Source organism: Deinococcus grandis, assembly GCF_001485435.1.
GTDB classification, from domain to species: Bacteria; Deinococcota; Deinococci; order Deinococcales; family Deinococcaceae; genus Deinococcus; species Deinococcus grandis.
Window position 1 is genome coordinate 492594 of sequence record NZ_BCMS01000001.1, and the last position, 14585, is coordinate 507178.

Sequence of the window (14585 nt, forward strand, 5' to 3'; positions counted from 1 at the left end):
TTCCGTCGAAGCCCCCTCCCAGCGCCCGCCCAACCCAGGCGGCGGGCGCTGCCCACCACCGGAGCACGCATGAGCAAGATCACCGGCTTCCTCGACCAGCCGCGCATCAAGGACCAGTACGCCCCGGTCGACGCGCGCCTCAAGCACTACCACGAGTTCCTGCTCCCCCTGGCGCCCGACGCCGCCCGCCTCCAGGCGACCCGCTGCATGGACTGCGGCATTCCGTTCTGCAACAACGGCTGCCCCGTCGGGAACATCATCCCGGACTTCAACAACCTCGTGTACCAGGACGACTGGCGCAGCGCGCTGGACACCCTGCACTCCACGAACAACTTCCCCGAGTTCACGGGCCGCATCTGCCCCGCGCCCTGCGAGGCCGCCTGCACCCTGAACATCAACGGCGACGCGGTCGGCATCAAGAGCATCGAGCTGAGCATCATCGAACGCGGCTGGCAGGAAGGCTGGGTCACGCCGCAACCCCCCGCCGTGAAGACCGGGAAGAAAGTCGCCGTGATCGGCTCCGGCCCCGCCGGACTGGCCGCCGCGCAGCAGCTCGCCCGCGCCGGGCACGACGTGAACGTGTTCGAGAAGAACGACCGTGTGGGTGGCCTGATGCGCTACGGCATCCCCGACTTCAAGATGGACAAGCACCACATCGACCGCCGCGTCGAACAGATGCAGGCCGAGGGCGTCACCTTCCGCACCGGCGTGCTGGTGGGTGCGTGGCCCGACGCCAGCCGGGTCACGAACCTCAGCAAGCAGACCGTCACGCCCGACGAACTGAAAGCCGAATTCGACGCCGTGCTCCTCGCGGGCGGCGCCGAGCAGCCCCGCGACCTGCCCGCTCCCGGACGCGACCTGGACGGCATTCACTTCGCCATGGAGTTCCTGCCGCAGCAGAACCGCGTGAACGCCGGCGACAAACTCAAGAAGCAGCTGCGCGCCGACGGCAAGCACGTCATCGTGATCGGCGGGGGCGACACCGGCAGCGACTGCGTCGGCACCAGCAACCGCCACGGCGCCGCCAGCGTGACCCAGTTCGAGGTGATGCCCCAGCCGCCCGAACAGGAGAACAAACCCCTCGTGTGGCCCTACTGGCCCATGAAACTCCGCACCAGCACCAGCCACGAGGAAGGCGCCGTGCGTGAATTCGCCATCGCCACCAAGGAATTCATCGGCAAGGGCGGCAAGGTCACGGGCGTCAAGACCGTCCGCATGGAATTCAAGGACGGACAGCTGACCGAAATCCCCGGCAGCGAGGAAATCCACAAGGCCGACCTCGTCCTGCTCGCCATGGGCTTCGTCAGCCCCGTCGGCAGCGTCATCGACGCCTTCGGCATTCAGAAGGACGCGCGCGGCAACGCCCACGCCCACACCGACGAGGGCGGCTACCACACCAACGTGCAGGGCGTCTTTGCCGCCGGGGACATGCGCCGCGGCCAGAGCCTCGTCGTGTGGGCCATCCGCGAGGGCCGCCAGGCCGCCCGCGCCATCGACCAGCACCTCATGGGCACCTCGGTGCTGCCCCGCTGAAAACAAGACCAGAAGGCCGCGCCGCCCCAGGCAGGGGAGAGGCGCGGCCTTCTCTTGCGGGGGCTTCAGGCGTCGTATCCGGCGACCGTCACCGTCTCTCCGCAGGCCTCGCAGATCCCCTCGGGTTGCCAGTCCAGAAAGACCCGCCCCAACGGTGCCTGACCCCGCGCGACGGCCACGGCCCCAAGCAGCCCAGCCAGCGTGTCCTCATCCAAGTCGTCTGTGACCGTCAGCGCACTCAGGGCGAGGGGGAGGAGACGGGTTTCACTTTCGGCGAGTTGTTCGCTCAGCCATGTGGGAGGCTCCGGATTCCGCTCCGTGTGTCGCAGGGCCAGGATCAGTGCGCTCAGGAGAATCCAATCGGTACGGTCCTCCGGCTCGGCATTCTCCGCCGCGTCCAGCAGATACGGGAGGCTGGCGTAGGAACCCAGATCAACGTCACCCTGGTGGTGCAGGGCGTCCCAGAGTTCAGGTGTCGGCGCGCCGGACAGGTCCCGCAGCAGTTCCGTGAAGTGTTCTGGTGTGCGGTATCCACCGTGCAGTTCGGCCCAGCGGGGATCGTTCAGCTCAAGGCGATTCACGACTGCAGTGTAGGTGGCCTGATCAGGCTGGTCGGTGGAGGTTGACCTTGCCGCTGCTGAATTCGGCGGGGGCGCTGCTGTGTTCGTGGAGGATCAGCCAGCCGTCGCCACTGCGGGTCAGGGTGAGGGTGATGCGGTTGTTCATGGTGCGCAGGCGTTCGCCGCTGGCGCTGAGGCCCGCGTAGGTGACGAAGGCGTGCACGAGGGCCATGTCGGGTGTGACGTGGGTGCGGATGTCGTCGAAGGTGACCTGCACCCGTTCGTCGCCCAGGCTGGCGAACCAGCTCTCGATCATGCCGCGCCACTGCTGCTGGCCGTCGTACTGCCAGTGTTCCCACATGTCGTACACGGTGACGTGGGGGTGGTACAGGGCGAGCAGGGCCTCGGCGTCGCGGGCGTGGACGGCGTCGGCGTAGGCCTGGAGGAGGTGTTCGGGTGGCATGGACTACCGTACCACTGATTGTGTGTGGGCGGAATAGGCTATCCTGACTATGTTTTCTGCTTACGCGGCGTGGTGCCCGAGGACCTGCGTGAGGGCCTGCACGACCTGTGGGTCGAAGTGCGTGCCGCTGCCCTGCTGCACGAAGTGCAGGGCGTCGCCGGGCGTCCAGGCGGCCTTGTACGCGCGGGGGCTGGTCAGGGCGTCGAACACGTCGCACGCGGCGAAGATCCGGGCGGTCAGGGGAATGGCGGTGCCGCTGCGGCCGCGCGGGTAGCCGCTGCCGTCCCAGCGTTCGTGGTGCGCGGCGATGACGTCCAGCGCCTCGGGCGGCAGGAACGGCAGCTGCCGGGCGAGGTTCAGGCCCTCGTCGACGTGCTGGCGCATGCGTTCGCGCATGGCGGGCGTGAGTGGCCCGGGGTGGTGCAGGACGTCGTCTGGGAGGGTCAGTTTGCCGATGTCGTGCAGGTACGCGCCCCAGCGCAGGGCGCCCAGCGCGTCGGGCGCGAGGTGCATGGCCTGCCCGACCAGCGTGGCGAGTTGCGTGACGCGGTCGGTGTGGCCGCGCAGGTCGTGGTCGCGGGCTTCCAGCGCGAGACTCAGGGCGCGCAGGGCGTGTTCGTGCGCGTCGCGTTCGCGTTCCTCGGCGTGCAGGCGCGCGGCGACCAGCGTGACCAGCCCGGCCAGGGTGCGCAGCAGGTGGCAGTCCCCGGGGCGCCACGGGCCGCTGTCGGGCCGGGTCATGAGCAGGGCGCCCAGCAGCTCGCCGCCCCGCTCGCGGATGGGCGCGGCCAGCAGCGCGGGGTGGTGCGCGGTGGCGGGCAGGTTCAGCAGGTCCGGTTCGTGCGTCAGGCGGCGCAGCAGGTCCGGCGGGAGGGTGGGCAGCGGGGCGGGGCCGCGGCTGATCCGCGCGGGGTAGCTGGGTTCGGTGGTCAGGACGGCGCGGCTGGAGGCGGGGTGGTCGCGGCGCTGGTAGTACGCGGCGGCGCTGGCGCTGGTGTGGCCCGTGATGGTCTGGAGGACCGGGTTCAGCGCGCCGGGCAGGCTGCTGGCCGTGAGGCCCACCTGCGTCAGGTGCAGGGTGAGATCACTGGGGAGCGGGCCGGTGTCCATCGGACCTTCACTATCGCACGCGGGCGTGTAAAAGTTCACATAAAAGGGTGAGGGGAGTGCCGCTGCACCCCCCATGCGCCCCCACTGCGTGAACCCGGTTCAGGGAATCGGGAAGCCGCCCGCGAAGGAGTGGACCTCGGCCTTGACGTCCTCGCCTTTCAGGGCGCGGTCGATCAGGTCCGCGACGGTCAGCATGTCGGCTTCCGTCATGCCGCGCGTGGTGACGGCGGGCGTGCCGATGCGGATGCCGCCGCCGTGCAGGATCTTCTCGGTGTCGTACGGCAGGGTGCTCTTGCTGATCGTGATGTGGTTCGCGTCGAGCAGGCGCGTGGCCTTGGTGCCGTTCAGGCCCTGGGGGCGCAGGTCGAGCACGAACAGGTGGTTGTCGGTCCCGCCGGACACCACGCGGTAGCCCTTGTCCTGGAAGGCTTTCGCCAGCGCCTGCGCGTTGCGGATGATCTGCGCGGCGTACGCCCTGAACTCGTCGGTCAGGCACTCGCCGAACGCGACGGCCTTCGCGGCGATCACGTGCTCCAGCGGCCCGCCCTGGTAGCCGGGGAACACGGCCCGGTCGATCTTGGCGCCCAGTTCCGGGTCGTTGGACAGGATGATCCCGCCGCGCGGCCCGCGCAGGGTCTTGTGGGTGGTGCTGGCGACCACGTGCGCGTGCGGCAGCGCGTTCGGGTGCACGCCGCCCGCGATCAGGCCCGCTATGTGCGCCACGTCCGCGAACAGGATCGCGCCCACCTCGTCGGCGATCTCGCGGAACGCCTTGAAGTCGATGGTGCGGCTGTAGGCGCTGGCCCCCGCGATGATCATCTTCGGCTGGTGCTCGTGCGCCAGCCGGCGGACTTCCTCCATGTCGATCAGTTCGGTGTCGGGGTTCACCTTGTAACTGACGATCCGGTAGCGCAGCCCGGAGAAGTTCACGGGATTCCCGTGCGTCAGGTGTCCGCCGTGGCTGAGGTCCATGCCCAGCACCACGGAGCCCGGCTCGATCAGTGCGTTGTACACCGCGAGGTTCGCGCTGCTGCCCGAGTGCGGCTGCACGTTCGCCCAGGCCGCGCCGAACAGTTCCCGGACGCGGTCGATGGCCAGCTGCTCGATACGGTCGACGACCTCGCAGCCGCCGTACCAGCGCTTGCCGGGGTAGCCCTCGGCGTACTTGTTCGTCACGATGCTGCCCTGCGCCTCGCGCACCGCCGCCGACGTGAAGTTCTCGGAAGCAATCAGTTCCAGGCCGAGGCGCTGCCGCTCGGCCTCCTGGGCGATCAGGTCAAACAGGGCCGTGTCACGGGCGGTGGTGGGTTCGGCGGTGCTGGTCATGACCTCACGGTAACACCCCCCCACCCCGCGGACAGGGGGCGTGTCTTTGCAGGTCAGACGACGGGGCAGGTGACGTCCCGGCGTCGGTGCTCAGCTCTTACTGGGGCCGCCCGCCGACGCGGGGCGCGGCACCGCCGGGGTCTCGTTCGCAGGGGTGTGGCCGCGCACGTCCCGGAGCATCTCGCGGATCAGGGCGAAGTCCGCCTCGATATCCCCGGTGGGGGTCACGTACCCGATCACGCCCACCTGCTTGCGGCCCCAGTCCAGGACGGTCACGCCGATGGGCACGCCTGCCTCCAGCGCCATGTAGTAGAACCCGGTTCGCCAGTACTCCCCGCGGCTGCGGGTGCCTTCGGGCGCGACGACCAGCATGATCTCCGGTTCACGGTCGATCAGGGTGACCACGCCGTCCACGAAGTTCCCCCCGGCGCGGCGGCGGTCCACCGGCAGGCCCCCCACCGCGCGCATGAACAGGCCCAGCGGGAACGTGAACAGCTGGTGTTTCGCCACGAACCGCACGGGGGAGCGGGTGGACCACATGAAGAACAGCCCCGGCCAGAAATCCGCGTTGTGCGTGTGGGGGGCGACGGCACCGACGAACTTTGGTCCGGGCGGCGGGGCGAGCACGGGCCGCCAGCCCACCAGGCGCATGGCGGTCAGTGCCAGACGGGAGAACAGGGTGGGACGGCGACCGGGCCAGAGAGCAGACATCACCGTGCAGCGTAGCGGGGTGTCATGGTCCTGCCCGTGGGTTTGAACGCGGTCCAGAAAAACCGTCCCGTGCCGCAGGGGACAGCCCAGCATCTTGTCCCGGTGGAGCGACGGGCGGCGCCGGGGTGGCCAGGGCGGCCACGCTCAGCGGCGGTGACGGCGCACTCTGCCGGGACGCTCCTGCCACGCCGCGAGGAGCAGGGATACCACGATGACCAGACCAGCCAGAAGTAGTTCCATAGGTGGATTCTCCTTTTCTTTATCTGACGTTAAGGTCACAGCCGGTAGAGCGGCCATGAAAAACATCTCAAGATCATATGAAGACAGGTGGGTTGTGTCGAACCTCACCACCATACCCACCACCCAGGAATCCTGTCAAAACCCCACCCCCGCCAGACTCATACGGACTCCGGTTGAAAGGTTTGCAAAATCTTTCAACCCGAGCGGAGCGAGCAGGAGAGAAGCGAGTTTCGGACGTGGAGTTGACAGATCGGTGGTGTTCCGATCTGTTAACGAAACAAACGGAATCCGTATCACACCCTGTCAACCCAGGCCCGCCACCTCCTCCAGGCTCAGGCCCGCCGCGTCCAGCGTCGCCCAGAACGCCCCGGCCTCCACGGGCAGCACGCTCAGGCGCGAGCCCTTGCGCGTCAGGGCCGAGCCGTCCCATTCCGGCAGCCCCCGCAGCGCCTCCAGCGACACTACCTGCGGAAACGCGATCAGCGGCTCCACGTCCACCATGCTCCAGCGCGGCGCCTCCACCGTGGACTTCGGATCGAAATACCTGCTCCCGGGGTCGAACTGCAGGTCATCCGCGTACGCCGCGCGGCACACCCGCGCCACGCCCGCCACGCCCACCGGCTTCGCGTTCGAGTGGTAGAAGAGACACAGGTCCCCCTCGCGCATCTCGCGCAGGACATTCCGCGCCTGATAGTTCCGCACGCCATTCCACGGCTCCCGCCCCACCCGCACCAGATCCGCGAAGCCGAACACGTCGGGCTCCGATTTCAACAGCCAGAAACGCATGACGCCCAGCCTAGGGCATCACCCGGCCTGTTCGGTTCCCTCTGCCACCGTCCCCGCGTGCGGGGCGCCCTAGACTGACGGCGTGCGCGCCTCGCCCTGGCTTCCTGTCCTGCTGATCCTCGCGCTGGCGGCGTACCTGCTGCCAGAGGCGGACGTGCCGTTCCTGCCGCGCGTGAACGTGGCGCCCCGCGTGGACACGCAGGCGCCCACGCCGCCCGTCACCCTGCCGGAGGACGCCCGCGCGCTGTTCGACAAGTCCCGCCCCGCCACCGTCCGCGTGGAGAGCGTGAACACCGAGCGCAATACCGGCGGGATCGGCACCGGCTTCTTCATCAGCGCGGGCGGGCAGCTCCTGACCGCGTACCACGTCGTCAGCGGCGGGCAGCTGTTCCAGGTGAGTACCCTCTCGGGCCGCAGCTATGGCGCGCGGGTCGTGGCCTTCGACGCCTCCGCGGACGTGGCGCTCCTGCAGGTCAACGGGCGCGGCACGAACTTCCCGTTCCTGAACCTCACGACCCGCGCGCCCCGCCCGGGCGAGACGGTGCTGGCCATCGGGAACAGCGGCGGCGACTTCCTGCAACCCCGCCGGGGCAGGCTGCTGCGCCTGAACGCCGAGGCGGGCCGCGCGGACTTCCCGCAGGGCACGCTGGAGATGACGGCGCCCCTCGCGCCGGGGGACAGTGGCGGGCCGATCATCGACGGGAACGGGCAGGCGATCGGGGTGGTCAGTTACATCAGCCTGGACGGCAGCGGGCAGACGCGGCGCAGCTACGCCGTGCCGGTCGTGGAGGGCAACGACCTGATCAGCGACCTGCGCGCCGGGATCACGAACGACGTGCCGGTCGTGGGCCTGATCTTCGACTCGGTCCACAGCGGGCAGACCGACCCGCCCGGCGCGATCGTCCGCGAGGTCGCCCGCCGCAGCCCCGCCGAGCAGGCCGGGTTGCGCGGCAGTACCTTCGACAGGCAGGGCAGCCTGACGGGCCTGGGCGACGTGATCCTGCGCGTGAACGGCCAGCGGACCCGCGACGCGAACGAGGTCATCACCGCGATTCGCCGCGCGAAGGTGGGCGACACCGTCACCCTGACCTACCTGCGGGACGATCAGGAACGGCAGGCGCGCATCACGCTCGTGCCGAAAGCCAGCGTGCCCGACCTGCAGGAGTAAAGCAGAGGTTACCCTCCACCCACCGGCGCTTCAGCCGCGCCCGCCAGACTGGAGGGATGTCGAGAGCATTCGTGAAAGAAGATGAGGGACAGCGCTGGACGCCGCCCGCCCCGCCGCGCGCCTACCGCGTGGTGTGGACCGGCGACCCGGACGCCCCCGAGGTCCTGAAGGAAACCGACGACCTGCTCGAAGCCCTGCGCTGGATGCAGGCCCGCGACCGCCACGAGTTCGAACTGCGCGACGGACGCGGGGCACTGCTCGCCACCGGGTAGGGGAGAGGCCTACCAGTCGCCTTCGAGGGTCAGGCGCACGGTCCCGGCCAGCGTCTGCCCCGGCGACAGCACCCGCAGGTCCACGCCCGGCACGCCCTGCCCCGCTAGGTTGAACGCGTCCGTCGCGTGTGACACGGGCTCCAGCGCGAGGCTGCCGTCCGGCGCGGTGAACACCACCAGATGCGAGTACACGTTGTCCGCCGTGACCGTCAGTGCCCGCGCGCCCCAGTCCAGCCGCGCCACGCCGTCCCACGCCGTGTACGTCGTGTTGATCTCCCGCCCCCCCACCGGAGTAGGCGTGCGGTAGTCCTCGTCGGGGTGCAGATCGCGGGCCGCGCCGACCGTCAGGACGCGCTCGTCCGTGTCGTAGATCAGTTCCGCGCCCACCGTCAGGGCCGGGTCCACGCCCGGCAGGTCCGGTTGCACGCGCGCGAAGTACGGGTGCAGCCCCATCCCTGCGGGCATGTCGCTGGTGTCCTCGTTCGTGAGGGTCAGCGTCATGTCCAGGTGCGGCCCGTGCAGGCGGTACTCGATGCCCGCCGTGAACGCCCACGGCCAGTTCACGTCCGCGAACTCGCGCGAGTCGAAGGTGCAGCGAAGGTGCGTGTCGTCCACCCGCTCGGCGTGCCAGGGGCGGTTGCGGACGTCGCCGTGCTGTGCCAGTCCGTCCTTCGTGTTCGGGCGCAACTGGATCTCACGGTCCCCGAACACGAATTTCGCGTCGCGCACGCGGTTGCTGAACGGAATCAGCGTGAAGCTCGCGCACTGGCTGCTCGTCTCCACGCCCCCCAGTTCGACGGGGCGCAGGACCGGGCGGCCCGAGGTTGCGCGCAGGTTCAGCACGCTGGCCCCCACCTCCGGCAGGACCTCCAGCGTCAGCTGCTCACCGCGCAGGACCTCCACCCGGCGGTCACTCACGCGCGGCCCCGCGACGCCTCGAACAGCAGGATGCCCGCCGCGACCGACGCGTTCAGGCTCTGCACCCGCCCACGCACCGGAATGCTGACCAGCGCGTCGCACTTCTCACGGACCAGGCGGCGCATGCCCTCGCCCTCCGCGCCGATCACCAGCGCCACCTTCCCGCTGAAATCCACCTTCCGGACGTCCTGCGCCGCCTCGCCCGCCGCGCCGTACACCCACACCCCGTCCTTCTTCAGGGCGTCCATCAGGCGCGGCAGGTTCTTCGTCTGCGCGACCGGCAGGTAACTCGTGGCCCCCGCCGCCGTCTTCGCCACGACCGGCGACAGCGGCGCGCTGCGGCGCTCCTCGACGACCACACCGTGCGCGCCCAGCACCTCCGCGCTGCGGATGATCGCCCCGAAATTCCGCGGATCCGTGATGCCGTCCAGCAGCACGATCAGCAGGTCCTCGCCGCGCTTCTCGGCGAGATCCAGGATGTCGTCCACCGACGCCCACTCCAGGTCCTCCACCTCGGCCAGGACGCCCTGATGCTGCGTCGTGCCCGCCAGCTGATCGAGTTCGATGCGCGGCGCGAACTTCATCCGCACACCCGTGGCCTTGAGCTGCGCCACGAACGCCTCTTCCACCCCACGCGCGACCAGCACCTCGGACACCCGTCCGTCCTGCAACGCTTCCAGCACCGGATTCCGCCCGTACAGCAACATAGAGGCCAGTGTACGCGCCCGGAGCAGCGCGCGGCCCGCGCGCCGACAGGCGGGGGAGAGGCGACAGGAAAAACCCCCGCGCGGGGCGGGGGCTTCTCGGTGTGGTGGATCGTGTAGGAATCGAACCTACAACCCGCTGATTAAGAGTCAGCTGCTCTGCCAATTGAGCTAACGATCCAGAGCGAGAAGAAGTATAAGGGCGCACCCGAAACCTGTCAAGCGCCCCCCAGCAGCACGCGGGTCTGCCCGGCCAGATACAGGCTCCCGGCGACCAGCAGCGTCCCGCCGGGCGGCGTGAGGTCCAGTGCGTGCGCCAGCGCCAGCGCGGGGTCGGGAACGGCGTCCCCGCCGTGCTGCGCGGCCAGGTCCTGCGGGGGCGTGGCGAGGTCGCCGGGCGCGGTGAACACCCGCCGCGCCGCCACTGCCAGCAGCGGCGCGAGGGTCGCCCCCGTGTCCTTGCGCGCGAGGTTCCCGAACAGCAGCACGTCCGCATGCGGCACCGCCACGGCCAGCGCCTGCGCCGCGTGCGGATTGTGCGCGCCATCCACGAGGACCGTCCGCCCGTCCACCTCGAAGCGTTCCAGGCGGCCCGGATGCGTGGCGGCCAGCGCGCCCTCCACGCCCGCCCCGTATCCCAGCGTGCGCAGCGTCGCGGCGGCCAGCGCGGCATTCCGTGCCTGATGCGGCCCCTCCAGCCTCGGCGGGTGCGGTAGCGCGAACAGATCCGGGTGCGTGTCCGGCGTCAGCAGCGGCGCCCCCACCCCCGCCGCGACCTCCGCGATCACGTCCAGTGCCTCCCCTGCGGCGGTGGTCAGCAGCGGCACGCCGGGCCGGGCCGCGCCCGCCTTGTCCCGCGCGATCTGCGTCACCGTTCCCCCCAGCACGCCCACGTGATCGAGCGCCACGTTCGTCAACGCCACCGCCGCCACGTTCTCCAGCGCCTGCGTCGCGTCCGTCGCGCCGCCCACCCCGGCCTCCATCACCGCGACCTCCACCCCCCGCGCCGCGAACACCCGCCCCGAGAGCGCCAGCGTCAGATCGAAGAACGCCGCGTCCCCCCCGTGCGCGCGCGCCCACGCGATGAACGCCGCCGTCTCCGCGGGCGGGATCGGGTCGCCGTCCACCCGCACCCGCTCCTCGAAGTGCGTCAGGTGCGGACTCGTGAACCGCCCCGCGCGCACCCCCGCCGCGCGCAGCCCCGCGTCCAGCATCGCGCAGGTGCTGCCCTTCCCGTTCGTGCCCACCACCCGCACGCTCCGGAACCGCGTGTCCGGACGGCCCAGCGCGTCCAGCAACGCCCGGGCCGCACCCGGCCCCCGCTCACGCCCCGCACGGGTGCGGGCGAACAACCACTCGTAATCCGGGACAGACGAGGCACTCACGCCGGTCAGGGTACCGGTCAGCCGCTCCCCAGGTCACGCGGACGGTACGTCACCGCCTCGGCCAGGTGCGCCTCGCGGATGTCGTCACTGCCCGCCAGGTCCGCCACGGTCCGCGCCACGCGCAGCACCCGGTCGAACCCCCGCCCGGTCAGGCCCAGCTGCCGCGCCGCCGCCCGCGCGAAATTCTCCGGTCCGGCCGCCAGCGGCGCGGCGCGCCGCAGCGCCTGCCCGTTCAGGTCCGCGTTCCGCGCGCCCTGCCGCGCCAGCATCCGCGCCCGCGCCGCCAGGATGCGCGCCCGCACCGGCCCCGACCCCTCCGGCTCCGGCGCGCGGGTCAACTCATCCACGGTCAGACGGGGTACCCGGACCAGCAGGTCGATGCGGTCCAGCAGCGGCCCACTCAGGCGCGCCGCATAGCGCGTCCGCTCGGCCGGTGTGCACGCACACGCCTTCTCCGGGTCGCCGTGATGCCCGCACGGGCAGGGGTTCATCGCCGCGACGAGCTGGAAGCGCGCCGGGTACTGCACGCTGGCCCGCGCGCGACTGATCGTCACGTGCCCGTCCTCCAGCGGCTGCCGCAATGTTTCCAGCGCCTTGCGGCTGAACTCCGGGAATTCATCGAGAAAGAGCAGCCCCCGGTGGGCCAGACTCACCTCGCCCGGACGGGGCACGCCCCCACCCCCGATCAGGCCCGCGTCCGACACGGTGTGGTGCGGCGCGCGGTACGGCGGCTGCACGCTCAGGCGCCCCCGCGCCGTCAGCAGGCCCGCCGCCGAGTGGATGCGCGTCACCTCCAGCGCCTCCGCCCGCGTCAGCGGCGGCAGCAGCCCCGGCGCGCGGCGCGCCAGCATCGTCTTCCCACTCCCCGGCGAGCCCACCAGCAGCAGGTTATGCCCCCCCGCCAGCGCGACCTCCAGCGCCCGCCGCGCCCCCGACTGGCCCTTCAGGTCCGCCAGATCCAGCAGCGCCTCGCCATCCGGCGCGTCCGGCACCGGCGGCGGCGTCACCTCCAGCACCGCCTGCCCCGTCAGGTGCCGCACCGCGTCCAGCAGCGACGCCGCCCCGAACACCCGCGCGTCCTCAATCATCGCCGCCTCTGAAGCATTCCCCTCCGGCAGCAGCACCTCCGCGCCCAGCGACCCCGCCAGGAGCGCCAGATTCACCGCGCCCGCCACCGGCCGCAACGACCCGTCCAGCGCCAGCTCACCCGCCACCAGCGTCCCCGCCAGCGCCGAGAGCGGCACCACCTCCTGCGCCGCCAGCACCCCCAGCGCGATCGGCAGGTCGTACAACGGCCCCTCCTTGCGCAGATCCGCCGGAGCCAGATTCACCGTGATCCGCGCCGCCGGAAACGGCAGACCCGCGTTCCGCACCGCCGCCCGCACCCGCTCCCGCGCCTCACTGACCGACTGATCCGGCAGGCCCACCACCGTGAACGCCGGCAGGCCCGGCGAGACGTCCACCTCGACCTCCACCGGCACCGCGTCCACCCCGAACAACGCCGCGCTCCGCACCCGCGCCAGCACTCACCGACCCCCAGAACGCCACATGTGACCCGCAGGCTAACAAGCCCGGAACCCCCAACGGACCGCACATCAGCGCAGCAATGGGGGTGGTGAATGGGGGAGAGACGGATCAAGCACCGCCACCCGCTCCGGCGCTGCCCTCGACGCGCCTACCGTCCAGCCCTGGCTCGACAAGCACCTGCCCAACCTCGTCAGCAAGGCGCAGGCCCTGCGCGACGGCGCGACGTGGACCGAGGTCGGCGCGCTGCTGGAAGCCGCGGTGCAGGCTGCTCAGGAACTCAAGCCGGTCCTCGCAGGCACAGCCCGCGCCGCGTTCGTCCTGGCGGTCGTGCAGTACCTGGTGCGCGAGTTCGCCTCCCCCATTGCCCAGTGGCTGCGCATACAGCCGGACAGCCCCTTCGCGGTCCTGCTCGTCGAGATGGCCTTCAAGCGGCTGTTCCCGGGCGGGTAAGGTACGGACAACGCTGACCCGGCTGGCGTAATTGTGGCAAATCGGTTAGACAAAAACATAATGACTTGGATAAGCTTGAGGCCTTGGGACGGGGAGACGCTCAAGAGTGTGGTATGACCCTTCCATGTCAACTCAAGCAAAAGGAGGTGCTGTCATGGAGACCCTAAAGATCCGAGTAGAAGGGGAATTTGACGGGCGCAAGGTTAGCCTTTCCAACGTCCCTCTGGCTGCCATGACCACCTCCTTTGAGGCTCTTAAAAAACTGCTGGCGCGCACATCTAACATGGCTGACCAAACTTCGGTCAGCTTGGTCGAAGGCTCTGTATGCGTAGAAGCGCATTTGCCAACTGATGCTGCTGTCGTGCTGGGACGCAGCACGCGCGAACGCACCCTGTCTGAATCTGACCCCTATGCCGAGTTTGTTCGCACCCTGGAGCGGGCGGCATCACAAAGCGGCCTCACGTATTCAGTCTACGAAGATCAATCTGAATTGACTCGGATAACGCCAGAGCGTGGTGCTTCTCTGACTATCACACAGAGAAAATGGATTCATACAAGCATGATGATCTATGGCTTCCTATTTAACATGGGCGGCAAGAATCCCAATATCCATGTCGAAACCGAAGAATACGGCCGGGTTCGGATCGATATCGATCAGCGGAGCATCCGAAGCTTACAGCTGTATCAGTACTACAACTTCGAGGTTGAAGGCCCAATTCTGCTTGAGAATCCACCACAGCTTGGAGCCCTGAAGTTCGTGCGCGCCATTAGAGCCAGTGGTGAGACGTCTCTCGAAGAGGCTATCGCCATTGAGGGTCCTAAATGGGCTGGTGGCGACTCTATGAAGTGGTTAGAGGAATTGCGTCGGGGGGCTGAATGAGCATTAAAATACCCAAGCGAGTTATGCTGGATACCTCGTTTATGATCCAACTCATGGACACTACTGGTAAGTTCCATGCTCACGCTCTTGGCTACTTCGGACTAATAAAAAACCCCAGCACTACTCTGTATATTTCAACCCTTGCCGTAAGCGAGTATCAATTTCGCGGCGATATTGAAGTCGTCATTGATATGACGGGCGCGAGATTGTTAAGTTACGACTTCAGGCACGCTGCAGCGTATCCAGAAGCGGCTAAAAAACATCATTGGATATACGATCAGAAGAAGCCGGATAGGACGGCATTGGTTGTGGATCTAATGATGGTGGTCCAAGCACAAGTGATGGGAATTGACGGCTTCATTACTGGTGATAAGCGCCTAATTACTAATTTTTTGTCAGGGTCTGACATCCAGGCATTGGACATCACACGGTCCACTGTGGAACTGGCTCCACTTTACGCACCTTCTGATGAGTCTGCTCCCGTCGTTCCTACTCCTGACGAGGACGGCGAGGACAGCGCCCAGCGCCTCAACTAAACCTTATGCCCCCACC

At 68.8% G+C, this 14585-nt stretch carries 16 protein-coding genes and 1 tRNA gene; 6 read left to right on the forward strand and 11 right to left on the reverse strand.

Translation table 11 applies throughout. The features are described 5' to 3' along the window. Positions 1 to 69: 69 nt before the first annotated feature. Positions 70 to 1533, forward strand: coding sequence for a glutamate synthase subunit beta (locus DEIGR_RS02430; protein WP_058974972.1), 1464 nt, complete (start codon positions 70 to 72; stop codon positions 1531 to 1533). 65 nt (positions 1534 to 1598) lie between these two features. Here the strand turns inward: DEIGR_RS02430 and DEIGR_RS02435 are convergent, their stop codons facing one another. The 6 genes from DEIGR_RS02435 to DEIGR_RS02460 form a co-directional block, all read right to left on the reverse strand. Further along, the gene (locus DEIGR_RS02435) at positions 1599 to 2114 is read right to left on the reverse strand and encodes a hypothetical protein (RefSeq protein WP_058974974.1); all 516 of its coding nucleotides are present in this window, start codon (positions 2112 to 2114) and stop codon (positions 1599 to 1601) included. A 22-nt stretch (positions 2115 to 2136) separates the two neighbouring features. Beyond that, positions 2137 to 2556 carry a YybH family protein gene (locus DEIGR_RS02440; protein ID WP_058974976.1) on the reverse strand — a complete coding sequence of 140 codons (420 nt, stop codon included), beginning with the start codon at positions 2554 to 2556 and terminating at the stop codon, positions 2137 to 2139. A gap of 60 nt (positions 2557 to 2616) precedes the next feature. Beyond that, positions 2617 to 3666 carry an HD-GYP domain-containing protein gene (locus tag DEIGR_RS02445; protein WP_058974977.1) on the reverse strand — a complete coding sequence of 350 codons (1050 nt, stop codon included), beginning with the start codon at positions 3664 to 3666 and terminating at the stop codon, positions 2617 to 2619. 99 nt (positions 3667 to 3765) lie between these two features. Next, a complete protein-coding gene (gene glyA, locus DEIGR_RS02450) occupies positions 3766 to 4992 on the reverse strand; it encodes a serine hydroxymethyltransferase (protein ID WP_058974979.1) in 1227 nt (408 codons plus the stop codon). A 90-nt stretch (positions 4993 to 5082) separates the two neighbouring features. Next, complete coding sequence (locus DEIGR_RS02455) at positions 5083 to 5703, reverse strand: 1-acyl-sn-glycerol-3-phosphate acyltransferase (RefSeq protein ID WP_058974981.1); 621 nt, start codon at positions 5701 to 5703, stop codon at positions 5083 to 5085. Between the two features lie 543 nt (positions 5704 to 6246). Next, on the reverse strand, positions 6247 to 6729 hold the full coding sequence (locus tag DEIGR_RS02460) for an EVE domain-containing protein (protein WP_058974983.1): 483 nt from the start codon (positions 6727 to 6729) through the stop codon (positions 6247 to 6249). An 82-nt stretch (positions 6730 to 6811) separates the two neighbouring features. On the opposite strand from DEIGR_RS02460, the gene DEIGR_RS02465 reads away from it, so the two are divergent. Further along, positions 6812 to 7897, forward strand: coding sequence for a S1C family serine protease (locus DEIGR_RS02465; RefSeq protein ID WP_058974985.1), 1086 nt, complete (start codon positions 6812 to 6814; stop codon positions 7895 to 7897). Positions 7898 to 7953: 56 nt separating this feature from the next. After that, the gene (locus DEIGR_RS02470; RefSeq protein ID WP_058974987.1) at positions 7954 to 8169 is read left to right on the forward strand and encodes a hypothetical protein; all 216 of its coding nucleotides are present in this window, start codon (positions 7954 to 7956) and stop codon (positions 8167 to 8169) included. Between the two features lie 9 nt (positions 8170 to 8178). Here the strand turns inward: DEIGR_RS02470 and DEIGR_RS02475 are convergent, their stop codons facing one another. From DEIGR_RS02475 to DEIGR_RS02495, 5 genes are all read right to left on the reverse strand, one after another. Continuing rightward, positions 8179 to 9087, reverse strand: a complete 909-nt coding sequence (locus tag DEIGR_RS02475) for an aldose 1-epimerase (protein ID WP_058974989.1) — start codon at positions 9085 to 9087, stop codon at positions 8179 to 8181. Further along, positions 9084 to 9794, reverse strand: coding sequence for a 23S rRNA (guanosine(2251)-2'-O)-methyltransferase RlmB (gene rlmB, locus DEIGR_RS02480; protein ID WP_046843396.1), 711 nt, complete (start codon positions 9792 to 9794; stop codon positions 9084 to 9086). Before rlmB ends, DEIGR_RS02475 begins: the two co-directional genes overlap by 4 nt. 102 nt (positions 9795 to 9896) lie before the next feature. Beyond that, positions 9897 to 9972, reverse strand: a tRNA-Lys gene (locus DEIGR_RS02485). 37 nt (positions 9973 to 10009) lie between these two features. Further along, entirely contained in the window at positions 10010 to 11185 is a 1176-nt protein-coding gene (locus DEIGR_RS02490; RefSeq protein ID WP_058974991.1) for a glutamate ligase domain-containing protein, read from the reverse strand. Positions 11186 to 11193: 8 nt separating this feature from the next. Then, a complete protein-coding gene (locus tag DEIGR_RS02495; RefSeq protein WP_058974993.1) occupies positions 11194 to 12702 on the reverse strand; it encodes a YifB family Mg chelatase-like AAA ATPase in 1509 nt (502 codons plus the stop codon). Positions 12703 to 12961: 259 nt separating this feature from the next. Between DEIGR_RS02495 and DEIGR_RS21120 the strand changes: the two genes are divergently transcribed. The 3 genes from DEIGR_RS21120 to DEIGR_RS20240 all read left to right on the forward strand — a co-directional run bounded on the left by DEIGR_RS21120 (position 12962) and on the right by DEIGR_RS20240 (position 14569). Next, complete coding sequence (locus DEIGR_RS21120) at positions 12962 to 13153, forward strand: hypothetical protein (RefSeq protein WP_174518659.1); 192 nt, start codon at positions 12962 to 12964, stop codon at positions 13151 to 13153. Positions 13154 to 13307: 154 nt separating this feature from the next. Next, positions 13308 to 14033: a hypothetical protein gene (locus DEIGR_RS20235; RefSeq protein ID WP_153013598.1), complete on the forward strand. Its 726-nt coding sequence runs from the start codon at positions 13308 to 13310 to the stop codon at positions 14031 to 14033. Between the two features lie 53 nt (positions 14034 to 14086). Next, complete coding sequence (locus DEIGR_RS20240; protein WP_153013599.1) at positions 14087 to 14569, forward strand: hypothetical protein; 483 nt, start codon at positions 14087 to 14089, stop codon at positions 14567 to 14569. The last annotated feature ends 16 nt before the right edge of the window (positions 14570 to 14585 follow it).